The organism is Methanobrevibacter sp. (assembly GCF_045130115.1).
GTDB lineage: Archaea > Methanobacteriota > Methanobacteria > Methanobacteriales > Methanobacteriaceae > Methanocatella.
The window spans coordinates 1-24,680 of record NZ_JBGUPC010000038.1; the positions used below are offsets into that span (position 1 = coordinate 1).

General features: G+C 36.2%; 29 protein-coding genes and 1 pseudogene. 13 read left to right on the top strand and 17 right to left on the bottom strand.

The window, feature by feature from the left end:
* The 5 genes and pseudogenes from ACJMML_RS06210 to ACJMML_RS06230 all read left to right on the top strand — a co-directional run.
* Positions 1 to 300: pseudogene (locus tag ACJMML_RS06210) on the top strand (cation-transporting P-type ATPase); the annotation flags it as partial.
* Positions 301 to 914: 614 nt separating this feature from the next.
* On the top strand, positions 915 to 1,109 hold the full coding sequence (locus ACJMML_RS06215) for a hypothetical protein (protein ID WP_296872808.1): 195 nt from the start codon (positions 915 to 917) through the stop codon (positions 1,107 to 1,109).
* Between the two features lie 140 nt (positions 1,110 to 1,249).
* Positions 1,250 to 1,498, top strand: a complete 249-nt coding sequence (locus tag ACJMML_RS06220; RefSeq protein ID WP_405306483.1) for a hypothetical protein — start codon at positions 1,250 to 1,252, stop codon at positions 1,496 to 1,498.
* A 13-nt stretch (positions 1,499 to 1,511) separates the two neighbouring features.
* Positions 1,512 to 2,321 carry a hypothetical protein gene (locus ACJMML_RS06225; protein ID WP_405306484.1) on the top strand — a complete coding sequence of 270 codons (810 nt, stop codon included), beginning with the start codon at positions 1,512 to 1,514 and terminating at the stop codon, positions 2,319 to 2,321.
* The gene (locus ACJMML_RS06230) at positions 2,314 to 3,723 is read left to right on the top strand and encodes a phage terminase large subunit (protein WP_405306485.1); all 1,410 of its coding nucleotides are present in this window, start codon (positions 2,314 to 2,316) and stop codon (positions 3,721 to 3,723) included. Before ACJMML_RS06225 ends, ACJMML_RS06230 begins: the two co-directional genes overlap by 8 nt.
* A 14-nt stretch (positions 3,724 to 3,737) precedes the next feature.
* Here ACJMML_RS06230 and ACJMML_RS06235 read toward each other — a convergent pair whose 3' ends face one another.
* The 8 genes from ACJMML_RS06235 to ACJMML_RS06270 all read right to left on the bottom strand — a co-directional run bounded on the left by ACJMML_RS06235 (position 3,738) and on the right by ACJMML_RS06270 (position 10,173).
* Complete coding sequence (locus tag ACJMML_RS06235; protein ID WP_296872818.1) at positions 3,738 to 4,196, bottom strand: type II toxin-antitoxin system CcdA family antitoxin; 459 nt, start codon at positions 4,194 to 4,196, stop codon at positions 3,738 to 3,740.
* Between the two features lie 110 nt (positions 4,197 to 4,306).
* Positions 4,307 to 6,283, bottom strand: a complete 1,977-nt coding sequence (locus ACJMML_RS06240; RefSeq protein WP_405306486.1) for an AAA family ATPase — start codon at positions 6,281 to 6,283, stop codon at positions 4,307 to 4,309.
* Positions 6,284 to 6,307: 24 nt separating this feature from the next.
* Positions 6,308 to 6,808: a hypothetical protein gene (locus ACJMML_RS06245; protein WP_405306487.1), complete on the bottom strand. Its 501-nt coding sequence runs from the start codon at positions 6,806 to 6,808 to the stop codon at positions 6,308 to 6,310.
* Positions 6,809 to 6,844: 36 nt separating this feature from the next.
* Entirely contained in the window at positions 6,845 to 7,408 is a 564-nt protein-coding gene (locus ACJMML_RS06250) for a hypothetical protein (protein WP_405306488.1), read from the bottom strand.
* A gap of 28 nt (positions 7,409 to 7,436) precedes the next feature.
* The gene (locus ACJMML_RS06255; protein ID WP_296786172.1) at positions 7,437 to 7,571 is read right to left on the bottom strand and encodes a hypothetical protein; all 135 of its coding nucleotides are present in this window, start codon (positions 7,569 to 7,571) and stop codon (positions 7,437 to 7,439) included.
* Positions 7,564 to 7,893 (bottom strand): hypothetical protein, encoded by a 330-nt coding sequence (locus ACJMML_RS06260; protein ID WP_296786176.1) that lies wholly within the window; start codon positions 7,891 to 7,893, stop codon positions 7,564 to 7,566. Before ACJMML_RS06260 ends, ACJMML_RS06255 begins: the two co-directional genes overlap by 8 nt.
* Positions 7,894 to 8,063: 170 nt before the next feature.
* Complete coding sequence (locus ACJMML_RS06265; RefSeq protein ID WP_405306489.1) at positions 8,064 to 8,222, bottom strand: hypothetical protein; 159 nt, start codon at positions 8,220 to 8,222, stop codon at positions 8,064 to 8,066.
* Positions 8,223 to 9,042: 820 nt separating this feature from the next.
* Entirely contained in the window at positions 9,043 to 10,173 is a 1,131-nt protein-coding gene (locus ACJMML_RS06270; RefSeq protein WP_296872826.1) for a site-specific integrase, read from the bottom strand.
* A gap of 362 nt (positions 10,174 to 10,535) precedes the next feature.
* On the opposite strand from ACJMML_RS06270, the gene ACJMML_RS06275 reads away from it, so the two are divergent.
* The gene (locus ACJMML_RS06275; protein ID WP_405306490.1) at positions 10,536 to 11,630 is read left to right on the top strand and encodes a DUF763 domain-containing protein; all 1,095 of its coding nucleotides are present in this window, start codon (positions 10,536 to 10,538) and stop codon (positions 11,628 to 11,630) included.
* Here the strand turns inward: ACJMML_RS06275 and ACJMML_RS06280 are convergent.
* From ACJMML_RS06280 to ACJMML_RS06290, 3 genes are all read right to left on the bottom strand, one after another.
* Complete coding sequence (locus ACJMML_RS06280) at positions 11,627 to 12,166, bottom strand: tRNA (cytidine(56)-2'-O)-methyltransferase (RefSeq protein WP_405306491.1); 540 nt, start codon at positions 12,164 to 12,166, stop codon at positions 11,627 to 11,629. The genes ACJMML_RS06275 and ACJMML_RS06280 overlap by 4 nt on opposite strands.
* A gap of 244 nt (positions 12,167 to 12,410) precedes the next feature.
* Complete coding sequence (gene cobS, locus ACJMML_RS06285; RefSeq protein ID WP_405306492.1) at positions 12,411 to 13,193, bottom strand: adenosylcobinamide-GDP ribazoletransferase; 783 nt, start codon at positions 13,191 to 13,193, stop codon at positions 12,411 to 12,413.
* A gap of 2 nt (positions 13,194 to 13,195) precedes the next feature.
* Complete coding sequence (locus ACJMML_RS06290; protein ID WP_405306493.1) at positions 13,196 to 14,263, bottom strand: phosphatidylglycerophosphatase; 1,068 nt, start codon at positions 14,261 to 14,263, stop codon at positions 13,196 to 13,198.
* 65 nt (positions 14,264 to 14,328) lie between these two features.
* On the opposite strand from ACJMML_RS06290, the gene larC reads away from it, so the two are divergent.
* Together larC and queC are read left to right on the top strand one after the other, a co-directional pair.
* Positions 14,329 to 15,498: a nickel pincer cofactor biosynthesis protein LarC gene (gene larC, locus ACJMML_RS06295; RefSeq protein WP_405306494.1), complete on the top strand. Its 1,170-nt coding sequence runs from the start codon at positions 14,329 to 14,331 to the stop codon at positions 15,496 to 15,498.
* The gene (gene queC / locus ACJMML_RS06300; protein ID WP_405306495.1) at positions 15,495 to 16,157 is read left to right on the top strand and encodes a 7-cyano-7-deazaguanine synthase QueC; all 663 of its coding nucleotides are present in this window, start codon (positions 15,495 to 15,497) and stop codon (positions 16,155 to 16,157) included. Before larC ends, queC begins: the two co-directional genes overlap by 4 nt.
* Here the strand turns inward: queC and ACJMML_RS06305 are convergent.
* The 3 genes from ACJMML_RS06305 to ACJMML_RS06315 all read right to left on the bottom strand — a co-directional run bounded on the left by ACJMML_RS06305 (position 16,154) and on the right by ACJMML_RS06315 (position 18,160).
* Positions 16,154 to 16,768, bottom strand: a complete 615-nt coding sequence (locus ACJMML_RS06305; RefSeq protein WP_405306496.1) for a vWA domain-containing protein — start codon at positions 16,766 to 16,768, stop codon at positions 16,154 to 16,156. The two genes, queC and ACJMML_RS06305, sit on opposite strands and share 4 nt — an antisense overlap.
* 116 nt (positions 16,769 to 16,884) lie before the next feature.
* On the bottom strand, positions 16,885 to 17,136 hold the full coding sequence (locus ACJMML_RS06310) for a transcriptional regulator (protein WP_405306497.1): 252 nt from the start codon (positions 17,134 to 17,136) through the stop codon (positions 16,885 to 16,887).
* Between the two features lie 10 nt (positions 17,137 to 17,146).
* Complete coding sequence (locus ACJMML_RS06315; protein ID WP_405306498.1) at positions 17,147 to 18,160, bottom strand: M48 family metallopeptidase; 1,014 nt, start codon at positions 18,158 to 18,160, stop codon at positions 17,147 to 17,149.
* Between the two features lie 235 nt (positions 18,161 to 18,395).
* Between ACJMML_RS06315 and ACJMML_RS06320 the strand changes: the two genes are divergently transcribed.
* The 5 genes from ACJMML_RS06320 (at position 18,396) to ACJMML_RS06340 (ending at position 20,364) form a co-directional block, all read left to right on the top strand.
* A complete protein-coding gene (locus ACJMML_RS06320; RefSeq protein WP_405306499.1) occupies positions 18,396 to 19,118 on the top strand; it encodes a DUF4012 domain-containing protein in 723 nt (240 codons plus the stop codon).
* 145 nt (positions 19,119 to 19,263) lie between these two features.
* Entirely contained in the window at positions 19,264 to 19,587 is a 324-nt protein-coding gene (locus ACJMML_RS06325; protein ID WP_405306500.1) for a TfoX/Sxy family protein, read from the top strand.
* A 134-nt stretch (positions 19,588 to 19,721) separates the two neighbouring features.
* A complete protein-coding gene (locus ACJMML_RS06330; RefSeq protein ID WP_405306501.1) occupies positions 19,722 to 19,889 on the top strand; it encodes a hypothetical protein in 168 nt (55 codons plus the stop codon).
* Positions 19,890 to 19,906: 17 nt separating this feature from the next.
* Positions 19,907 to 20,044 carry a hypothetical protein gene (locus ACJMML_RS06335; RefSeq protein WP_405306502.1) on the top strand — a complete coding sequence of 46 codons (138 nt, stop codon included), beginning with the start codon at positions 19,907 to 19,909 and terminating at the stop codon, positions 20,042 to 20,044.
* Positions 20,045 to 20,055: 11 nt separating this feature from the next.
* Positions 20,056 to 20,364, top strand: coding sequence for a hypothetical protein (locus tag ACJMML_RS06340; RefSeq protein ID WP_405306503.1), 309 nt, complete (start codon positions 20,056 to 20,058; stop codon positions 20,362 to 20,364).
* A 227-nt stretch (positions 20,365 to 20,591) separates the two neighbouring features.
* Here the strand turns inward: ACJMML_RS06340 and ACJMML_RS06345 are convergent, their stop codons facing one another.
* The 3 genes from ACJMML_RS06345 to ACJMML_RS06355 all read right to left on the bottom strand — a co-directional run bounded on the left by ACJMML_RS06345 (position 20,592) and on the right by ACJMML_RS06355 (position 24,673).
* Complete coding sequence (locus ACJMML_RS06345; RefSeq protein ID WP_405306504.1) at positions 20,592 to 21,593, bottom strand: NADH-dependent flavin oxidoreductase; 1,002 nt, start codon at positions 21,591 to 21,593, stop codon at positions 20,592 to 20,594.
* A gap of 105 nt (positions 21,594 to 21,698) precedes the next feature.
* Positions 21,699 to 23,402 (bottom strand): sodium-extruding oxaloacetate decarboxylase subunit alpha, encoded by a 1,704-nt coding sequence (gene oadA, locus ACJMML_RS06350; RefSeq protein WP_405306505.1) that lies wholly within the window; start codon positions 23,400 to 23,402, stop codon positions 21,699 to 21,701.
* A gap of 176 nt (positions 23,403 to 23,578) precedes the next feature.
* Positions 23,579 to 24,673: an inositol-3-phosphate synthase gene (locus tag ACJMML_RS06355; RefSeq protein WP_405306506.1), complete on the bottom strand. Its 1,095-nt coding sequence runs from the start codon at positions 24,671 to 24,673 to the stop codon at positions 23,579 to 23,581.
* Positions 24,674 to 24,680 lie beyond the last annotated feature (7 nt).

A 24,680-nucleotide genomic window follows, 5' to 3' on the forward strand; every position in this document is an offset into this window, starting at 1 on the left:
GGAAGCATTGGAAGTGACGTTTCCATAGAAGCAGCAAACATCGCTTTAATCAATGACAATATAGGTGACATACCTCACCTGATAGCCATTGCAAGAAAAACATTGAGAACAATTAATTTAAACATTACATTCTCCCTAGCTTTAAATATAATTGCAATGATATTAGCTATTCTTGGTGTTTTAGATCCAATTGCAGGAGCATTGGTTCACAATATCGGATCAGTAATTGTAATCATTTATTCCTCAACTCTTGTGAATTATAAAATTTCAAGAAAGGATTACAGAAAAGCTAAAAAATAAACACAAAGATTATAATTTCTGTGTATTATCTGATTTGATAAAATTATCATCTCAAATGATACACTTTAATATTTTTTTCAAATAAACACATTACCATTGACCATTTGCTATTCAAAACTCACTTTCTGGGACACTTACATATATATCGGGGTTTAAAATCAGATTCTATTCCAGAAAAACCTACCGTTAATGTTAAAGTCATCCAAATAAATGAAAAGAAAAAATCACCTATTAATTATATCAATCATATCTTGATGGAAACATTGACAATGAAATAATTCAATATCACCATCAATGATAACTTATCATTTGCTCTCTCACACTTTCTTTAAATATGTTTAAAATAAGATTAATTATTACCGCTCAAAAATATTTGAGTGGCTAGATATTGGTGAAGGTCAGTTGAATTATTATGGAGATCAGCTCGTTATTCAAACTTTTTTTCTAAAAAAACTCCATATTAATTCAACTAAATCTATTTGGGCGATTAATTCTTATTTTTGAAATTTTCAACATTAATCTTGAGAATATGGTGGCCATGAATTTAATGATAATTTTATATAAGTGAAATAATAAAATATTATATTAATTATTATATACAGGTTGTAATAGCTATGGCCAATATAAATAATACCTCATCCTACATGGACGAGGGTAAAAAACAAATTATCAAAGAGTCAAATTATACCTATAGAGATGCTCTTGAAGTTTCAGCTTTTCTCATTGAAACCGGAAGGTTCGAAAGGTTCTATAAGGAAATGCAGATTGCAGACCTTCAAAAAGAACTTGAAGAAATGGGCGATGAATAAGACTTCAAAAATATATCTCCAGGATATTGCTCTTAACAGAAACTATTTTTGATTGTAAAAGGCAATAATAAATTTATTATTACTTTTATATTTTTTATATAATAAAATTTTATATATATAACATAATAAATATATGTATTATGTTACAAGAAAAAACCAACATCAGTGCAAGAGTGGAAATTACACTCAAAAAGATTGTTGAAGATTCAGCCTTCACACATAAAGACGCATACGAACTCGGAGCAAAGCTAATAGCTATGGGAAATGCACAAGACACTTTAGCGCTGATAAACACCAATCCTGAATTTAAAAGAATAATGAGAGAAACCGAATACCATTTAATTGAAGCAAGAAAACAAGAGCTTGAAAGGGAACTGAGAAATTTATAGGAGGACCGTCACCATGGGGAGAGGAAATTCAGACGTCATATATTTTTTAGAACGTCACGAACAGGAAATAATAAACTGCTGCAGAAAAGGAATGAGCAACAACGAAGTCAGAGAACTTCTAAAAACAAAATATGAAAGGAATGTAGCAGACAGCACCTATAGAAAGTTCAAGGCCAAATTAAATCTGACAAAAAATGATTTCCTGGAAACAATGCTGGATGAAATAATAGCTATGAAGACATCCGGAGCGACAGATGCAAGTGTGAGAAGATGGCTTGCTGAAGAACATGAATTCGAAGTAAGCAGAGCAACATTCTCAAGATTCAAAAAGAAATACAATTTAGTTGACAGAGAAAAAGATTCAAGAGCAAGAAACAAGGAAGCACTAACCAATAGAGCCATCGCACAAAAGCAAATTACAGACAATAGCGTTTATGAAGGCAATATCGACATGGCTATTGATACCATACTTCAGCAGCAGGTAACAGACATCAAAACTGGTCTTGAAAACCTTGACAAGATAACCAAAAATGCTGTCGGTATTGAAATTGACTTTGAAAAGCTGGAGCGTGAAGTAAGACACAATTCCAATGATAAAAGTCTTCCAAGATACCTGTTGGATTTGGAAGAGTTAAAAATCCGTTATCTGGAATTATCCGTCAGGGCATTTGAAGCCAAAAACAAACTCTTCAAAGATGAAATGGACAGACTATTCAAAAACCGTGTTCTTGAATTGGAAGATAAAAGAATTGAGATGTCTCAAAAGGATATCATGAATGAGATAGAGGTTCTTGCAAAACAGATTGATGATAATAATGTATGATGAAAACGGGAAATTCTATCTGGACGGGAAGGACAAAGCTACTCTTCAAAAGTGCGTATATGAAAATCCATACATACCATTCTCTCCATTTCCAAAGCAGGCGGAGATGATACTGGCAAGAGAAAAGGAAGTGTTAATCGGAGGTGCAGCTGGCGGAAGTAAATCAACCAGTCTGTTAATGAGAGCACTATTTTATGTTGAAGATGATGTTAATGAATACCATGCGTTGATCCTGAGAAGGACATTATCTGATTTGAAACGGAAAGGTGCTCTGATTCACAAGGCCAGCCAATGGCTTAACCGGAAGGAGATTCAAAATAACCCTGTTATTAGGCCTAAGTGGGATGGTACTGAACATTCATGGACATTTCCAAACGGCAACTCATTAACATTCGGATATTTACGTAACATTAACGATTTGGATACTTATCAGGGTTCTGAATACCAGTTCATTGGCATTGATGAATTAACACAGTTGGAGAGATTCAAATATATCTATATGCGCTCTAGGGTAAGGAAAACAAAAGACAACAAGCTTCCAACACAGTTAATGTGCTCCAGTAATCCTGGTAAAAGAGGTAACAAATGGGTTCGTGAAAGATTCATTGAAAAGATAGATGAGGACATTCAGGACAAGTCACAAATAAGGTTCATTAGCTCCAGCTATTTGGATAATATCTACTTGGACAGAAATGACTATGAGGAATACCTGATGGGATTGGACAGAGTCACCAGGGAACAGCTTATGAACGGGAACTGGTATGCAACCGTCAAAGGCCAACTTTTCGATGAGTCAGATTTCCACCTGATTTCTAATAGCGACTTTTTGAAAATTCCAATTATAAGAGTCATAAGGTATTGGGATCTTGCAGCTACTGAAGTCTTAAATGATGACAGACTGAAAGGCAGTGATCCAGATTATACTGCCGGAGTATTGCTTGCTAAAGATATAAACGGCAATATCTACATTGTGGATTCATACGAGTTTCAGCTGGAATCAAGAAACCTAATCAATGAAATTCTAAATACTGCTGCACGTGACAGATCAGATGTACAATATATTGAACTGGATGGTTCCACAGGAAAAAACTTTGGTTTATTAATCATAGATGAATTGAACAGAAGAGGTTTCACAACAGGTACTGGAAACTCAAGAGAAAACAAAGTTGACAGGGCAAGACGAGTTTCAGCAGATATTCAAAAGAACGGAATATACTTAGTTGGCAAGGATAGGACAGGGTTCACCAAAAAGTGGGCTATGGAATTTCTCGAAAAAATTACAGCATACCCGAATGAAGCAATTCACGATGACTGTGTAGTTGCATTCACAGGAGGATATGAAAAAATAGCTACAGATAAACAACCTAAAAGAGTTAATGTGGATAAATGGTATTCCACATAAACACTTTAGATTAATTATTTGTCTTTATTCTCATTATATGCTTTTAATACTTCTTGCCAGGAGTTAGTGTCTACTTTAACATCAGTTAAGTAAACCCAGTCAAGAATATCTTCTAACTCTTCCTTATTCATCTCTAATGTTTCAATAGCTTTTTCCAATAGAGTTTCATCCGGAATTAAAGTTGGTCTAAAATCATTCCAGAGGAATCTCCAGGCTTTATCTTTTTCTTCATTTGCTGCATTTTTCATACTCTCTTCCGCATCATAATTTTGATTTATTAAAAACAATTCTACCTGCAATTTACCTATCTTGTCAGTGATTTCATTAACATTTCCAATAGGGAATATTCCATCTGCATAACCGAAGTAATGTTTTAAACATTCTTCAACAAATCCAGATAGATTAGGTATGTGTTTTTTTGCTTTTATTAATATTTCACTATCAATTGAAATATTTACTCTTTCCTTTGTCATATTTTTAATCTCCTTTAGTAATACTCAACTCTCAAAAAGGTGTCAGGGGTTTTTGAAAATCATACACACTTGTGTATTATACACACATACACACGATTTCAAAAACTTCCCTATAGAGATTTTTTCACATTCGAATATGCAATGTCAAAAATACCCTCACGATTAATACCCTTCTCATGACATAAAACTCCACATTCCATTTCCAAATGCCTTATTGATTCAGCAGATAATGGAATACCTTCAATGTCCATGTTACTTCTAATCATATTTTCCATATCAGATATAACGCTTAATTCATTTTCAGAATAAACTCCATGTAGCTCACCTGCTGTTGCTAATGTTAATCCTAAACCACTTAAAGCTTCCTTGTAAAGGTCAATAGCTTCAATGGCATCGTTAATGTTAGCTTCTTGTCTATATTCACATTTTGCTCTAGCTATTGTTAATCTCTCCAAAGCTTTTAAATCCCTTGGAGTGATTGGTTTACCATCACTGGTTTCCAAAGCGGTTTTTCTTGTATCAACATAGAATTCCCTAAGCAATATTTTTGCATCCTTGCTTAAAACGGGAAAGCAGTTAGCTTTAATCCATGTGATGTATTTTTTGAATATGTCAATGTCCAGAATTTCAGATTCATCAAGAATGAAATCCTTATTTAGCAAAGCATCTGCAAGCTTGGAATCCTTTTCTTCATCAACATCATCAGTCAATACAAATATCAAATCAAAACGGGAAAGATTGGATTCAGGTATATCCAATTGCTCCCGATATAATTTGTATGGATCGAACTTACTGTACTTCGGATTTGCACCTGCAAGTATTGATGTTCTGGCTGACATGACCTGAAGCAGTCCCGCTTTTGCTGATGATACTGTTGACTGTTCCATCGGTTCATTAAGTGATTTCTGTGCTGACGGTGAAAGCTTGTCATATTCATCAATACACAATACGCCGGTATCTGCAAGTACTGTTGCTCCAGCTTCCATTGTCCATGTTCCGGTCAATTCATCTTTAACGGTTGATACTGTCAATCCTGCCTGTGATGTATTTGTTCCGGATATGGTAATGTTTTTAGGAGCACGCATTTTCATAGACTGTATCAATTGGGATTTACCTATTCCAGGATCTCCAATCAATAGTGTGTGTATTGTCCATCTGTCCATTTGGCTGGTTTTGAAAGTATCATTTGCTGGTCTGTTGCCTTCAAACAATTGAAGTATCAAACCTTTCTTGATAGTTTCATAGCCGTAGACTTCAGGAGCAATACTGTTGCACAGCAATTCAAAAATATTATCCTGTTTGGATAGCTCAATTATTTCAGCTACATCCTCTTCAGATATTCTTGAATCTTCAAAAATGTCATCTACAAGAGTAATATTGTGAACGTGAATGATGAACTCGTATCCGTCACTTCTGCCTTTAGCTTTTCTAGGTTCAATCTTGAAAGTGCCACATACATTAACGACGTCACCAACTTTGAGATTATGAAATGGGGATGCAAGATAATCCAAGACTATAGCTTTGAATTCTCTAGTGCTTCCACCATTTCTTAACTCTAGAGGTTCTTCAAGTTTCAATAACTTATAATTCCTGTAAATGCTGGTGTCCTTGTCAAGAAACATTGATTTACTGGTTCCCGCACAATCAGGATTCCTACAATATGCAGGTATTGTTTCAGATTGGTTGGGGTCGGCTATATTAACGGTATTTTGTGTTCCGCATTCTCTGCAGATATAGCTTGCTTGTTTTAAATCAACTCTAACATCTGTCATATTTTTAATCATGGCTTTGGTGCTTATCCATTTGTTATTGTCTGTGGCATCTAAATCATGGAGGTTATCTCTTTCAGGCACATTCATGAATTTCAGGGTAACATTGCCAGTATTGAAAATTTCTTCCATCTGATCAATAAATTCATAAATCTGATGTTTCCAGAAATCTTTTCCGGACTGATCAATTAAAAATTGATTCAGGTCTTCATAATCAATACTGACTTTACACTGTTTATTTTGAGATTTGAGCTTTTCAATCTCTTCAATATGATTATCTTTAATGTATTTTTTCAACAGTGCTTTACCGCTTGCCATTGTGAGTTTGCTCCAGCATTAATCTTATTTTACTTGGATATCACGTACAATGAAACTGTAGTATACATAGCTTCCAGTTTTTTCCTTAACCTGAATGGTCATCTCACCTAATCTGTTAACGAATTCACGGTATTCAGCAAGGTTGACATTTCTGATGATATTGGATTTACCAACTGAACCGGCATTTTCCAATTCAAGAATGCTAGTAATGAAATCAAATAGTACACTTCCTTTTCTAACGTTTTTATGGATATCTCCATCGTTTTTAAGGTTAATGTTGATTTCAATGTATAATTGGTCATCGTCCTGGAAGATGAACAGTTTGAATCTGTTAACGGTTTTTTCTTCGCCATCATCATCAAAGGTGTATGAAGTTACAGAAGACATTTCCGGTCTACCGGTTAAGAGTTTACCATCTTCAAAGTCTTTTAGCTCTGCTTTTTCATATCCGTCTGGAATTTCTACAATTTCTTCATAATCTAATTCAGTACCTGTGAATATAGTTTGTTTATCATTAAAACTCATTTTAACATTCTCCTAAATAAAAAAATTAAAGAGGAATTAGCTATTGTCCTCTTTTAAAAATTTTGACTGGTTTTGTGTTACCATTTTTTCAGCTGACATTTCTTCAGCACTAACTTCTCCGGCTCCAATCAGTTCAGCTATTGCACGGTTGGTTGCACGTGTCTTTGCAGTGGACATTATAGTGTGGTCACTCACTTTGTCTTTTCCTTTTTCTGAACGGGAGCACAATGCATCTGATTCTACACTGCGGCCATTAGGTAATGTTGCCCTTACGCAGTAGTAGGCTTCTCTGACTCTGCCCATTTTTGTTCGCTCAAGTTCACGATCCACTATTTCAGTATCAACGTTGAATGCACGGGACAGCTTTTGCCATGCTGATTTTTTCTTAAAGTGTCCTTTCACTTTAACATAGTTTCCGTTTTCATCCTTTTCTTTTACAATTATTTCCTGATAGTCAGTATCATTCAATAATCCTTTACAGAGTTTTTGATAGGCGTCCCATTGTTCAATAGCTACATCCACATCCGGGACGTTATCAATTTTCATGATTTCATTTTCCCCTGAAGTTTGGGGCTCTTCTATTAATTCCGCTTTAACCATTTTATCACCTTAATGTTGTGGGGGTTTTCTATAACCCTCCAGTGCTAGTTGCAATTCCAATCCATCCGATTACCAAAGCAACTAACATGCTTCCAATAAAAATCACTTTTGGATTCAATTTCATCGGTTCTTCTTTAGGATATAATCGGGCAGGCTTAGACATTCAAATCTCCTCGGTTGTTTTTCCTGAATCCTACAATGAATGCTTCGCCTCTTCTGAACTTTACAAATCCGATATCACCTTTGGCTGCATAATGTATCAGAGGCAACAGTTTGGCATGTATTAATGTAGGATATGCTTTTTTCCTACCTCTTACCAGTACTGTGCCGTTATCATCAATATGGAGGATTGTTTGCTCCACGTCACCTTTGGCAACTTTAATCTCACCCTTGTGAGTTAATATGCCGTGGTAGTTATCTTCGAATTGATTTGGCAAGGCCTCATCATCAGCCTCATAGTTTCTGGATGCTGAATAAAATTCCATTTTTATTCACCTATCTGTTCAATTCGATTAAATACATCCCATATTTCATCCCATACGTCTTTAGGTACTAAAATATGGGTTTTTCCGTTTACTTCCATTTCCATCATAACTTACAGACTCCTTTATATGTTAATAAATCACATTTCATCAATCTAATGGATCAAAGCTATTTAATCCAGTTTCAGTATCCTGATTTGATATGAATCAAAGAATTCCTTTTCATTGCTGATGTTTTCTGTTTCGGTTATCTCAGCAATAGCTTCTTCAAGTGCCTGGAAGTTATTGAAAATAATTACGTTTCCCGGCAAGGATTGCATCATTTCACACATAGTGTTTTGTCTCCTGTTTTTTTCACTTGTTAGTGATTGCATTCTCAAGGCCAAGTGTTAATGAGAAATCTCAGAGATTATTGGCCATACACTATGAAGAGATAAAAATAGTTTTTTGTGAAATTAATCTTCCATTACTTACCGAATATTTAGAATAAAATAAGTTTCTCTTTTTTTATGTGAAAATCTTTATATATTCCTTAAAATATACTAGATATTGGGTTAAGTTTTGAAAAATATAAATTTTTAACAAAGTTTTGCGGCCTTGTTCACTATTTTTATTCTTCATTACTGACCCATTATAGGGATTATATTAAAAAAATTTTTTAGCTCACTATTCATGCAAAAAAATATTTTTTTAATTTATAATCCTTTTAATGTGGTTTTTCGATCTTCTTTTTTATTGCTCTTTTTGATATTTTACCTCCCCATACTGATTTTTTAAGCCTCACAAGAAAAAGTTGTACAAGAGTGAAAAATTGTTTTCACTTCGTAAAATTGTTGTCATCATGTGATGGCTAATTGATAGTTTATCAAAATGAATATATAAACATTACGATTTATATTTTATTGAATACTGTACAGAAATTAAACTATTCACCTATTAGTTTGTATATCCATAAAAATAAAACACCGTATTTTCTACAATCGGTGTTTAACCGGAAAAGTAAAAAACATGCATCTGTATAAAATGACTAAACACTATGACCTGAAATAACTGTGAAAAAAATAGTAAAAATTAAAAAAGAAAAGTTTGAAAAACATCCCACATATCCAATTAAACATGAAGGATGTCCGCATTAACATTATATGATATCAGCTAATCGCCGACCTTTTCCTTAATGCCTGCAAGTTCCTGCTTGATTCTTTCAATATCTCCAAGCTCTCTTTTCATATCTCCAAGTTCAGTCTTCAATGTTTCATTCTCGACTTCCATTTTCTTGAACTCAGGAGATTTGACGGACAGCTTTTCAATCTCCTTGCTTATTGTAACGGCAGGAAGATGTTTGATGTATTCATATTTCAAATCTTCAGGATTGGTCATGAAATATGCTGAATCGGTTTTGTTTTTGGCTTTTCCCTGCAGGTCATTGACATTGTCCATGCTCATTCCATTATTGTATAATGCTGATGCATGGAATTTTCTAAGCATGTGTGGTCTGAAACGGACAAAACATCCTACCTTTCCCAAACCTAACAAGTTATTGAGATCTTTGAATGAATGGTTGAGATATGCTGGGTCTATCTGGAACAGTGCAGATTCAGGAGTTAAATCATCCTCACGTGTCAACAAATATTTGTTGATTGCAAGGACTGCTTCAGGGCTGCAGTAAGTTGTATAATACTTGTCGGTTTTCTGTCTCCATATGCTCCAGGTAGGAACAATTTCATCATCATCACCGAGATCATACAGTATTTCATAAATATCTGTTTTGTCAGTGTATTCTCCCAAAGCAGCAATATAATCCTTTATTTTGAGATTAAGAGTTTCCCTTCTTGCACATCCGCTGGAACACATGAATAATATAATTGCAACCATACGAACATTGGCAACACTTATTACTTCACGCAGTACTTCCTTGTCAGGCAAATCTTTAAACTGTACTGGTTCTGATTTTTTAACCTGTTTCGGATTGAGTTTTGGCAATTCAAGGATTTCAATCTCATAATATTTGTATATTGCAAGAATTGGCTGAAACATTGTTTTGACAGTGTTTAAAGAATAATTTTCAACAAGATATTGTCTGTAACTTATCAGCCTTCTTTTCAAGCTTCTGCGTTTCCATCGAATACCCTTATCTTCTTCAGCTTCTGCCTCATCAAGCAATTCGGATAAATCCATATTGCAAAATGTGGTGTATTTTTTTACGGCCAGTTTGTATATTTTCCGAGTGCTTATGCCATGGTTATACGACATGTGCACTTCATCTAAAATTTGCTCACTATTCATAATATCACATTTATTCAATCGATATTTATTAATTTGTGTGAGAGCATTTGATTAGTAATATTTTATCAAAAAAGTTGGTGATATTATGAGTATTATAACACTAATAGTTTTTCGAATATCACGAACTTTTGGCTCTAAAACGCCTCTCCGGCCGTTTCGATGGCTGATTTTTGATGAGAGCTGATAAAGACCCATTAGTTAGTGATAATTCGGGCACTATAACATTAATAAGTATGTTCGTTATTCATTAATAAAGTTTTGTTTAAAAAGCATATTTATAGGAATGTAACATATTTTAAAAAAATTACTTTTCAAATGCTCTCGGTAAAAAGATAATATTTATAATAAACATAACATTATCCATGCAAAGAAGAGGGGCTGTCAACTTACCGCTTCATGGAGGGCATCCTCCAAGCTGGTTATTCTCAAGAATGGTGAAGTTATCCGGAGCGCTAGCCACCGTAATCATTGAAGAATATAGTTTAGAGGAATTTCTAAATCGTATCTCAAATCCCTACTGGTTTCAGGCATTCTCTTGCGTTTTAGGTTTTGACTGGCACTCTTCTGGGACCACTACAACCACACTTGGAGCTTTGAAAGCATCATTAACACCTGAAGAGCATGGAATCTATCTGACAGGAGGCAAAGGAGCCAAATCCAGAAAGACCCCACAGGGAATAGAGCATGCCGGAGAAGTATTCAACCTAAAGACAAAAACAACAGAAAAGCTTGTTGAGACAAGCAAACTATCGGCCAAAATCGACAACTCCTGCATTCAGGACGGATACACATTGTATCAGCACAATTTCTTCATAACCGAAAAGGGGGACTGGGCCGTCGTCCAGCAGGGCCTGAACACTGCCAATAAATATGCCCGCCGCTACCACTGGCTCGGCAGTGAAGTTGACAAACTGTTGAATGATCCCCACAGCGGAATATCCTGTGACCTGAAAACTCCAAACACCCTGAACATGTCATCAAAGGAGAGTGAGGAAGCTCAAAAAATCAGCGTGGATTTAATTAACGACAATCCCAACCATTTAAGGCAATATTTTAAAAGAAAAGACAATCAGATGCTTTTGGAGGACTTCACCATGCCTGCCCATCACCCCGTCTTGGACATGGACATTTCCGACCAGGAATTTGAGGTGCTGACCAAGGCATGGGAAATACAGCCTGAAAACTATGAGGAACTGATTTTGCTTAAGGGAATTGGTCCCAAAAAAATAAGGGCACTTGCATTGATATCCGATTTGGTTTATGGCGAGCCTGCAAGCTGGAAGGATCCTGTAAAATACAGTTTCACTCACGGAGGAAAGGACGGTTTTCCATACCCTGTTGACCGTGAAGTATACGACAATTCAATCCAGACCATGAGGGACGCAATCGACCAGGCCCGTATAAAAAAAGATGAAAAAATGAAAGCCATCAAAAGGCTGGATGACTTCATATCCTAGCGATTTTCATTGTGAACGTTAACGTTTTTACCATGAGCTGTTGGAATAACCTCAAGAACGGGATTTTCAAATTCCAAATCGAATTCCTTGCCGTCCATCAACAGGTGCTGGAATACTGCCAGAGAAGACACTTCTGAGTGAGGCTGTGTTGTTACTGACACATTCCAGTCAGCAGCCTTATATACTTTTCCAGGAACTTTAGCCCCTCCTACAACGATTAAAATATCTGATCCGTCTTCCCTTACTTCAGGCGCTGTTTCATGTGCCTGTGTTCCATACATTGTAAGGTGCACTACCTTTCCGCCATCCCTTTTCCATCTGTTAATGACGCCCATTGCACTTTCTGTGTATTCTATTTCAAAATTTCCACCAAATCTTGAAGCGGTATCCCTTACGTTTTCCATTAAGCGATTGTCACGTTCGCCAGCCAGATATATTTTGCTTGCTCCAAATGCACGTGCAGTCAGGCACACATGAGTTGTTATACGTGTGTCTCTTTTCAATCTGTGGTCCAATCTTAAAACATTAACATTCATAGTAATCAGTTTAATTATTACTCCTTAGAATTATATAAATCTGATGAGAAAAACCACCTTTTTAGAAATAATGTGGAGGTGATACATGTATGCTTCATGAAATGTAATGTTTTATATGAAACGGGAAATTTTAACAAAACATGATTAAACAGTGGTAAATCTCATCAAGTATACATTAAACCTCATAATATTTAAAACAATGTATAATAAGACTTCAATATTGATTTAGACGTGTAAAATTTGTCTATAGGAAAAATAAAGCAACAGCCATAAACAATAATGAGAACAACCGTCCAACTTCATTGCTCATTCCCAAAACATCACCATTCGCCAGAACAAAATTTCTTCGCGCAACAGTGGCTATGATGATTCCGGATACAATTGCTCCAATTACGCCCAAAATACCTACGAATCCACCCAACAAGTATGAAATAAATGCTACAATAACAGTTGAAGCAAAATAATTGGCGGGATTTGTTTCCTTTATAAAATAACTTCCAATTCCGGGAACCAATGGCTTTGACAGCAATGCAGTGGTCAGAAGAGATGTCTTTGCAGTCATTTCACATATTATGATTCCCAATATGAAGTGATAATCCAGTATGTTATAGAGTCCGGCAACCGTAAGGCTTGCAACTATGAAAAGTGTCGCCATTGCACCGGCACCGACTGACGAATCCTTCATCACCATTATCTTCTTTTCTGGTTCGCCGTGAACCATGACACCATCGGCCATGTCCATCACACCGTCAAGATGATTATATCCTGTTATTATCATCAGAAACGCATAAACGATTGTGGCTGTAAAGAATGAGTTTAAATGAAGAATTTCCAATGACACATATCCGCAGATTGCGGCTAGAATTCCAATGAACAAATGTATGAACGGCCAGAACCATGTCAATTTGGTCATGCATTCGATTGATGTGAAAACATTGATGGGCAGTATTGTCGAGAATGTCAAAAGGCCCAATATCGATTTAATCGGTGAGAATTCCTCGTTTTCAAAGTAGCTGTCATCTTCCATAATCATTCCTCAAAAATTTTTGTCACACAACCTGCAATCAAGCCTGCAAAAATATCATCAATCATAGGCGGCAGACCCCAAATGATTCCAGGTTTTGCTTTATCATACAGATTAAAATTAAATGTCGCTTTTGTGCCTGCAATCTGATTTGAAATCGCAAGGCCCAATACCTTACCTGTGTAAATGTTTGTTTTCGAATTAATTTCACGTATCCTATGGGCATTCAGGTCCTGTTCAGTTCTCATTGCACCAACAATCAATGAAACAACATCTGCATCGGCCAATGATTTGAGAATCTGTTCTTTTAATTTGTCTTTCAGGCTCTGAGTTATTTCAACACCCTCAACAAGATCCAATCCTGCATCAACCAGATCCCCAATCTGTATGCCCTGTGAAACCAAATAATCCAGAATGCCAAATGTCAAACCGTAATATCTAAAAGCGTCCTCCAGGCTGATTTCAATAGCCTCAGAGATTCTGACATTCAAATCATCGAAATCAATATTATCATATTCAGCATTGTTTATTTCCAAGGATTTTCCGTTATTTTCAGGTAGATTTCCCAAAACGGCTAAAAAATCATCTGTGTTCAAAATATTCTGAATATGCAAAGGCAGTGCCATATCGGCCAACACTTTAGCCTTGACAGCAGTTACCAGCTTGAATATCTTAAGCAAATCTTTTGGTGAAATCGCCTTATCAAAATATATGACATGGCTGAAATTGATTCTTGCATCGGCAAAACCTTTAGATGAATTGGCAACCTGCAATTCATCAGTGAAATCTTCAATGACAACATCATTTGCCATGAATGTGAAAATAATCAAATCCCCATAATCATTTGAAAAATAATCAAGAGACTCTGTTGCCTGAGCAATGTAGGATGACTGTGATTGATTAAAGGCCTGTGCCCTTTTGGCGGTAGATTCGAATTCATCTTTTGCCTTTAAGATATTCACATTTTCAATAATGTCAATCCCATCGCCTACAGTGAAATCGCTGAATGCTAAAAAATGATTTGGATTGGTGATACAAATCCCATAATCCTTTTCGACGACATCAAATTTCATAAGATAATATATATTAATTATTTAATTTAAAGTTATATTATACCACTTTAATAGGACTTATCATTATGACAGTAATTATTGACCCACAATCCAGTGGAATAGCAGGAAATATGATAATTGGAGCATTTGTTGATTTGGGAGCAGATGCCAATGAATTAAAAGAGATAATGGAAAAATCAGCACTCGAATTTGGAAAGATTGACGTGACCTTCGAAAAGATTCAAAAGCATGGAATCGACTCAACATTCTGTCACGTTGAAATGCTTGAAAACAAACCTCCGCTCAATTATCCCGAGTTCATTTCAGGAATTGAAAGACTGGATTTGGATGAAAAGGTAATGCAAACTTCAATCAATATTTTCAAAAGAATAGGTGAAGCAGAAAGCAAGGTCCATGGAAAATCACTGGATGAAATTCATTTCCATGAGGTTGGAGCCAGCGATGCCGTTGCTGATGTGATAGGTTCTGTTTACGCTTATTATCAATTGGGTTTTGATTCACAAAAGATAATCGGGCTTCCGATTGCAGTTGGGGGAGGCAGAGTAAAGACTGCTCATGGAACGATACCTGTCCCAGCTCCTGCAGTTGTTGAAATTCTGAAAGATGCCAATCTTGTTGGAGGGCCTGTCAGAAGTGAGCTTGCAACACCGACAGGATGTGCAATCTATATGGAACTGTGTGATGAGATAAAAGAGTTCATCCCAATGGCAAGACCTGAAAAAACCGGTTATGGTGCTGGAAAGAAAGATTTTGATCATCCTAACGTTTTAAGGATAATTGAAAGTTCCGACATCTGCAACAGCAATGAAATAGATGTAATCGAAACAAACATCGACCATTTGACTGGCGAAGAAATCGGCTATTTGTTTGATGTGATTTTAGATGCAGGAGCCAGTGACGTGTCAATTACTCCAATCATCATGAAGAAAAACAGACCCGGAAACCTTTTGAAGGTCATTTCCCGAAAAGAAAATAGGGAAAACATTTTAAACATAATTTTCAAAGAAACCGGCAGTTTGGGCATCAGGATAACTCCAAATATTCACAGAGGAGTTGCAAAAAGAGAATTTGAAGTTGAAACATTCAATATTGGCGGCAAAGATTACGATGTGACATTCAAGACAGGTTATGTTGCAGGTAAAGTCATTTCCAGAAGGCCGGAATATGAAGACCTGAAAAGAATTGCAAAAGACAGCGGACTTGCACTAAAAGACATTAAAGAGATGATTCGATGAAAAAAGCAATTTCAGTCTTTTCAGGAGGCCTTGACTGTGCTGTGGCAACAAGTGTTTTTGACAAGGAGTATGAGATTCATGCAATAACATTCAATTATGGTCAAAAAGCGGCCAAACAGGAAATCAACACTTCAAAAAGGATTTGTGAAAAGATGGGCTGGACCCATGAGGTAATCGATTTGCCATGGCTTTCAAAAATCAGCACTTCAAGCTTAAATACAGATGAAGACATTCCCGAAATTGAGGAAAATGATTTGGATGACCTAGAAAAGAGCAGCGAAACCGCAGGTAACGTTTGGGTTTCTGCAAGAAATACAGTATTTACATCAATTGCGCTTTCTTATGCCGAAAGTATAGGTGCCGAAATAATTATCGTCGGATGGAATGGTGAGGAAGGAGCCACTTTTCCAGACAATTCCAAAGAATATATGGAAGAATTCAACAAACTAATTGATGTTGGTTCACCGGAAAAAATAAGAATTGAAGCACCAGCCATTGATTTGAATAAGGAGGAAATTGTTGAACTTGGCCTTGAGGTCGGTGCTCCAATGGAGTTGAGTTATTCCTGTTATAAAGGAGATGACAAACCCTGTGGAGTTTGTGAAAGTTGTGTGAGGCGGAAAAGAGCATTTAAAAAATTAAATATTAAATATGATTAGCCATCATATTTTTTAAGTCTCCTGTTCCAGCCAGTAGCGTCCAGTTTCCGATTTAATCTCATATGATCTGCAGCATCACTTACTGAACAGTACACATCATCAAAACCTTCTCTTGATTTCCTATAGTTTGCAGTATGAGTTTTTTTGATTCCAATATTCCCCGCTTCAGAATAAGAATCGATGTCTGCACCGATGTAGATGAATTCCCAATTGTGGTTGCTGATTAAATTGCGGATTTTTTCTTTTGAAAATTCACGGGAAGAATTTTCCAAACCGTCAGTCATTATTATAAACAAAACCTTGTTGTCGATTTCCTTGTCGAGAGTATTGATTGTTTTTCCGATTGCATCAAGAAGTGCAGTGCATCCTCTTACCCAGTATTCATTTTCGGTCAATTCAGCAACTTCATCTATTGATTTTCTTTTGTATAACACCTCATATTGGTCGTCGAAAAGGACTGTTGTTACACGGGTGTTAAAACCTTTCTCTTTTTCCCTTTGAATGAAGGAGTTGAATCCTCCAATGGTATCGCTTTCAGAGCCACTCATTGAACCGCTGCGGTCCATTACAAATATCAAATCCAAATTTTCAGTTGATGGAACTTCTTTCATGTTTTTTCACTTCCGTTAATTTTGTGTTTTTAAGTTGTGTATAACTTACACACAATATATTAACATCAGGTAGTATATAAAGGTTTCCATGAAGTGAAAAAAAATATGAAAAAAAGTTATTTGAGTTCATTTAACATATCCAAACCGTCTTCAGACAATCTGTAAAGACGCCCTTTCCTGGCACTTGGATTAAGGCACTCTACAAGGTCTTTCTCCTTAAGCTGCCTTAATACATTAGATATATGATTTTGTAAAATACCACTGTCCTCAGCAATTTCTTTAGGCATTTTTACATCATTACCAATAGCTTTTAAAGTACGGACCCTATATTTGGACCTGTTAACATATTTAATTGTAGTTTCATCCATCATATCACCATTAAAGTTTATTTCCACAGTTTATGCAAAACTTATCTGTGGGGTCAACCAAATTGCCACATTTTCTGCACCTTAACTCAACATCAAATTTTGCCCCACAGTTAAAGCAGAATTTGTCACCCTCTCCAATCGGCACTCCACATTTTGGACAACAGACAGTATTTTCTTCAACCAAATGGGAATCGGCAAACTCTTCTTTTGGCACAGGAGAATCGCCTAAAACTGGTTGAGAGTGAAAATCCCTCTCATTTTCGATTTCATTAATCAATTCATTCATCACAGCAATCCTTTTTGAATCGGCAGGATGTGTCGAGAAAAAGTCATGCTCATTGGAATTTTGATTAGCCATTGACTGCCAGAATGCAGGAATCGGCGAAATATCATAACCCGCCCAATGAATTATCATCATGCCTAAACGGTCGGCTTCAAGTTCCTGGTCCCTTCCCCAAGGATTCATTAACAAAAATTCGGAACCTATATCTGCCGCATAGGTAGCTGCCCTAGTCAGAGAACCAAATCCACCCAATCCAACCAAATCCATAGCAATGCTGCCAATCCAAGCGGCGGAAGTTATCGCATTTTTTGCAGTCTGCGCACTGGCCTTTGTTCTTGAATGGTCAAGAAGCGCATGAGCCATTTCATGACCCAAAATAAATGCAACCTTGTCTTCAGTGTTTGCAATCGACAAAATGCCTGAAAACATCACGATTTTACCTCCAGGCATGCAAAAAGCATTTACGGTATTGTCAGCGACCAGATGAAAATCCCAATCATAGTAATCTTCAACATAATCATGCCTTCCGATTTCAGTCAGATACTTCTCAACGGCCTGAATTAACCTGATGGCCACTCCTCTGACAATCTGCCCATTTGGAGTGTTATCCAACAGCTGTGCCCTATTGATCATGGCATAATACTCATTATATGAACTCTGGAGAAAATTATCATCATTGACAATGTCGAAATGTGATTTTCCGGTAAATGGATTTATGCCGCTTCTGTCATCCTTTGCCATACTATATTTTATTAACACTTTGTGTATAAATAACTTTTTAATTAATCGCCTGAAATTGAAATCAACATAATACCAAGTTATTCAACTTTTAAAAAAAAATAAAATTAAAAATTAAGTTCAAATGACCATAATTTCAATAATATTTATATAATTTAATACTAAAAAATAATAAATGAGTACAAGTTAAATTGTATCTTTAAAAACATAATTTTAAAATTAGCGCGTGGGAATTATCATGAGCAGAACAAAAAAATTAATAATAGCTATTCTTTTGGTTATTCTTGTGGGACTCTTGGCTTCAATCTATGGAGCATTAAACTCAGGCCCTGATTTAACACAAGAAGATAGCGATATCCTGATATTGGCTGCAGACAAATATGAGCAATCCAACGGAGGAGTAGATATGGCGTTCATGATTCATTTAGAGAATGGAAGCTTTGCAAACTACACTCCAATTTATCCAGGTGACATGACACACCCAACACAGCCCGCATCAAGTGCGATAGGGGGCGGAAAGATGTACATGCACGACAGCCTTTATGATGGCGTGGAAGACGGTATGCAATATGCAAAAGAGATTGTAGAAGCAAATACCAATTTCACACCAGATGCAGTAGTTGTAGTCTATGATGAAGCTGTAGACAATGTTATCAATACCATCAAACCATTAAAAGTTGATGGAGAAGTGAAAAACATTAGTGCGGCAGACATCATCCGTGAAAACGATGCATACGCCGGATATGCAGGTAATGAAGGCGTGACCGGAACCATGTCAAGAGGAGATGCAGTTATGGTATTAGTAAAAGCACTAGCAAAAGCAGCTGCAAATCCGGATAAGAAAGCCAAAATGATGAGTACTGCATTGGATGAATACAATAAAGGAAATATCATAATGCAACCAGAAGGTTCCTTTACAAAATTGCTTGCTACAAAAGGAATCGAAAGCATAGGAAAATAAAACATGAAATAAATCTTTAAAGGATTATGCATTAATTCTTTAAAGAACTTTTTCTTTTTAATTTTTATAATTACAAATATACTGAATACAATAACTTTTTTTAATAAATAAAATCATTCAATAAACCATTCAAAAGAGTGAAAAAATGACATCAAGTAAAGATTATCTGGAATATGTCCTCGAGCAGATGTCCGATTTGGATGACATATCACATAGGGCAATGATGGGAGAATACATTATCTACTATCGCGGAAAGATTATTGGAGGCATCTACGATGACCGTTTTCTCGTTAAACCTGTAAAATCCGCAATTGAAATGATGCCTGATGCAGATAGGGAATTGCCTTATGAAGGTGCAAAGGAAATGCTGCTCGTTGATGATATTGAAAACAGAGAATTTCTTGAAGAGCTCCTAAATGCAATGTATGAAGACCTTCCCGCACCAAAGAAAAGACGAAAAAAAGTTTAGCCATACCCATTGAACCACCCCCCCTAAAAGAGGGTGGGGTGGTTCAAAAAATTTCCAACGATATTGGGCAAAAAACTAACAAAAAATTAAGCAAGATAGAAATTAAGCATTTGAGAATACTAATTTTGATATTGATGTTTGTTGTTGTATTTTTCATAGGCCATGAACAGATATTCACTTCCATGATTTTCTTTACACTGGATCATGTTAACAATACCGTACCTCTTTTGAACATTGAAATCCAGCCTACAATTTACTTGACAATCAACACCATCTTCATCTGGTGCTTGGCCCGATTCTGATTAAAATATATGACATCTTGGCAAGTAAGAATAAAGAACCTTCCTCCATCACTAAAATAATTATAGGATTGTTTTCCTTAGCTATAGCATATCTAATTTTAATGCTTTCCCTAAGCACTTTTGACAAGAACATGCAGATTCACATGATTGGATGATATTTTTCAACTTGTTCATAGTGATTTCAGAGTTCCTGATAATACCATCCACATTGAGCCTGATTTCAAAGCTGACCCCTCAAAAGTACCTTACTTTGATGTTTGGAGCATATTACACTACATTGGGAATTGGTGAAGTGGGTTCAGGTTCATTTGCAGCCGCTTTTCCAGGTGAAGGACCAACAACATTATTAAGTTTCATCCTTATTGCAGACTTATTCTCATTCTTTTCCGTGTTTGCAATATTAGGATTGGTTCTTGGTGCAATATTGCTATTGTCAAGAGGCAGACTGGAAAAGATAATCAATATGACCGATTAGGAATTGATTTGTGTCCGTCCTTAGCCATTCAATCCTTGTGTAAATGCAATTCACTCCATTTAAAAAACTCATCAATATTTCAGTTAACATTAACATCAAACTTAGGCGATCGAAATTGAGTTTTACAAAGCCTTTGATAGAACTTGACATGCTCTCGACGTGCTTTTGATACTCTTCAGTCCATTGAGTTGAATTCTGCCTATCACATGAATATTATTCGGTTCAGATTAGTACTTAAAACAGGTACTGGTTTTTTTAGAGTAGCAGTTATTGCAGCTTTGACAGATTGATTCTCCCTCACCATTAGCTTTCCAGTCGGCCAGAAAGTCCGCCTGTGCCACAAACGGCTTGGACATTGACATGAACTCGACCTCACTATGATTCAAAACATCATTCATTGATTTCATGTCCCTTAAAGATCCTCCGAGAATAACCGGAATATCCAAAGAGCCAATCAGCTCATCGGCATATACCAAAAATGGATTCTTTTCCTTGCCGTCATAAAGATAGGATATTGTGCGTGCAGTCAATTGTATGCTGTCAGCTCCCGCTTTTTCCAATTCCTGTGCAACTCTGATACTTTCTTCAGCAGTCATTCCGTCCTTTCTCACATCCCACGGATTGATTCTGATGCTTACATGAAAACCAGGCATTGTCTTTTTGATAACCTTGATAATCTCTGATGCAATCCTTACGCGATTTTCAGTGTTTCCACCATAATTGTCTTGTCTTTGATTGAAGTAAGGGTTTATGAAACGTGCCAAATAGAAATTGTTACCCATGTCAATTTGAATTCCATCAAAACCTGCGAATGAGAATTTCTTGGCCGCCATTATAACCTCGGCCTGCAGTTTCCTTATTCCTTCAGAGGTTAAATCATTCGGTTCCGCCTTCTGATTGTCACCGTCATCATAGTAAAAGAATGCCAGTTGCCCTAAAATAGGCACATCATGATTGTGGCAGATGTCTGTTACCATCTTGTATTCCTTAACGAAACCCAAATAATTCAGGTTTGCTGAATATGGTGCAAAGCGGTCCTTGCGGTCAAGCACAAACATCTCGGATATTATCAGACCGGTTCCGCTGCCTGCAATCTTTTCATACTTGTCATATATTGCTGAGGATAAAAATCCTCCCTCTTCGGTTTCTGTCTCCCAAGTCCCAGTTCTGACAATTCTGCTGTTAAGTTTTAAATCTCCTAATTGACATTCATCAAAAATATCCTTCATAATAATCACCAAAATAACTACTCACTACAATAGTTAAATTTTAAAAACATATAAATTTACAAGTAAGTTTAAAATTACTAAAAAAAAGAAAAAAATAAAGGTAATCTATTTGATTACCATTATGCAGTCATCTTTCTTGAGTTCGTCACCATCTTCTACGAAAATTTCCTCAACGACTCCGTCAACTTCTGATTCAATATCGTTTTCCATTTTCATAGCTTCAATTACACAAATGGTGTCGCCTGCTTTGACTTCATCACCCACTTCAACTGTGAGCCTGATTACCATACCTTGCATTGCAGACAATACAACGCCCTCTTTTTCTTTACATTTAGAGGATTTTTTGCCTCCTCCGCCTGCAGTTCCATGAGGCAAGATTTTTACATTGAAGATATCTCCATCAACTTCAACATCGTATTCGGTTGGAACTTTATCTTTATCAGTGCTGGTTCCTGGTACGCCGCCTTTTTCTTTCAATTCGCCTTTAAGGAATCTTGGGGCTATCAATGGATATAATGCATAAGTCAATGCATCTTCATCAGATTTGACAAATCCTGCTTCTTCACCTTCTGATTTGAATTTATCAAATTCATCTTCAATCAAGTCTGCAGGTCTGCAAGTGATAACCTCTTCATCACCAATGACCATCTTGGATACCTCAGGGTCAACTGGTGCTGGAGGCCTACCGTACATTCCTTTAAGGTATTCTTTTACCTCATTGGTTGGCTGTTTATATCTTTCCCCGCCTAACACATTATTTACGGCCTGAGTACCAACAATCTGACTTGTTGGAGTTACAAGAGGAGGGTATCCCATGTCTTTTCTGACTCTTGGCATTTCTTCCAATACATCGTTGTACCTGTCCATAGCATTTTGCTCTTTAAGTTGAGAAATAAGATTTGAAAGCATTCCTCCAGGTATCTGATATAACAATACGTCAGTATCAACACTTTCTGAAATCGGGTCAAGAAGGTAACCATATTTAGCTTTAATCTCATCAAAGTATTTTTTGATAGATGTCAACAATTTTAAATCCAAACCAGTGTCGAATTCTGTTCCCTGAAGTGCAGCAACCATACTTTCAGTAGGCGGCTGTGAAGTACCCCAAGAAAGAGGTGAAATTGCAGTATCCAAAACATCAACGCCAGCCTGACAAGCGGCATAATAACTAATAGGAGTCATACCACTGGTACAATGACAATGTAAATCTACAAGCAAATCAGTTTCTTCTTTTAATTTTGTAACCAATTCAAAAGCTGCTGAAGGAGTAATCAAACCTGCCATATCCTTAATAGCTACTGAATCACAATCGAGCGCTTCTAAATTTTTTGCAAGATCTACAAAATTATCCAAGGAATGAACAGGACTTATTGTATAACTAATTGTTCCCTGAACATGTGCACCCTGGTCTTTTGCAACCTTAATTGCTTTTTCCATATTTCTTATATCGTTTAAAGCATCAAAAATTCTAAAAACATCCACTCCGTTTTCATAGGATTTTTCCACGAATTTAGTTACAATATCATCAGGATAATGCTTATAACCCACTAGATTCTGTCCTCTTAAAAGCATTTGTATTGGAGTGTTATTAAATCCTGCTTTGAGCTCCCTTAATCTTACCCAAGGGTCATCATTCAAATACCTGATACAAGTATCAAAAGTAGCTCCACCCCAAGCTTCAACAGAGAAATATCCCACTTTATCCATCTCTTCTGCAATAGGAACCATGTCTTCAGTCTTCATCCTGGTTGCAAGCAAAGATTGGTGAGCATCACGAAGTGCTGTTTCTGTAAATCTAACTTTTGCCATTAATTACACCTCTTTTAATTTGAATTTATAAAATAATCATAAATTATCCAACTATAATATATGTTTTTATTAATATATAAATTGAATATATAAATCCCTTTTAAATGTGATTTTAAAAAAAAAGTTATTGAAAAATAAAAATTAATAAAGAAAAAAAGTGGTGAAAAATTGAAAAATTATCTTTCCAATTCACCGGAAATGAATTTTTCAACATTTTCATATGCTACATCATCAGTGTATTGAATTGGAGGATGTTTCATTGTGTATGATGAAATTGAGGTTAACTGTCCGCCGACACCTCTTTCCAGACCAATTTTACAACATCTTATAGCATCAATTACGCATCCTGCTGAATTTGGAGAGTCTTCAACACTTAATCTTAATTCAATGTTCATTGGAACATCACCGAATGTACGACCTTCCATCCTAAGGAAGCATAATTTATTGTCATTTTGCCATGGGACATAATCACTAGGTCCAATGTGAATATCCCGATCATCCATTCTTTCAGTCAATACAGATTGAACCGCTTCTGTTTTAGATTCCTTTTTGGAGTCCAGTCTTTCACGGTTAAGCATATTTAAAAAGTCAGTGTTACCACCAGTATTGATTTGATAGGTTCTATCTAATTTCACTCCCCTATCCATGAATAAGCTAGCTAATGTTCTGTGAGTGATAGTAGCACCAATTTGAGCTTTAATATCATCTCCAACAATAGGAATTCCTTTTTCCCTGAATTTAGCATCCCAGTCATCATCACTTACAATAAATACAGGCATACAATTGACGTATGCGATTTCAGCGTCTAGAGCACATTGTGCATAGTATCTTGCAGCTTCCTCAGAACCTACAGGCAAGTAGTTAACCAATATTTCAGCACCGCTTTCCTTTAAGACGCTTACAACATCAACAGGCTCTTCGTCACTTACAACAAATGTGTACTCATCATCATAATTTGACATGTGTTCAGCAACACCGTCTAAAACATGACCCATGCTTACTTTAACATCAGATTTCGGAATGTCCTTTTGGAAAACAGTTGTACAGTTCGGTTTGGCAAATATTGCCTCATCAATTGTTTTTCCAACTTTTCTTGCATCTACGTCAAAAGCTGCAACCACTTCAATGTCACTAGGAGAATATCCTCCAATATCCCAGTGCATCAATCCAATTGCATCTTCTGGATTTTTACCATCATAATAATGTATACCTTGAATTAAGGAACTTGCACAGTTTCCTAATCCGACAATGGCTATCTTAATCTTATTCAATTATAAC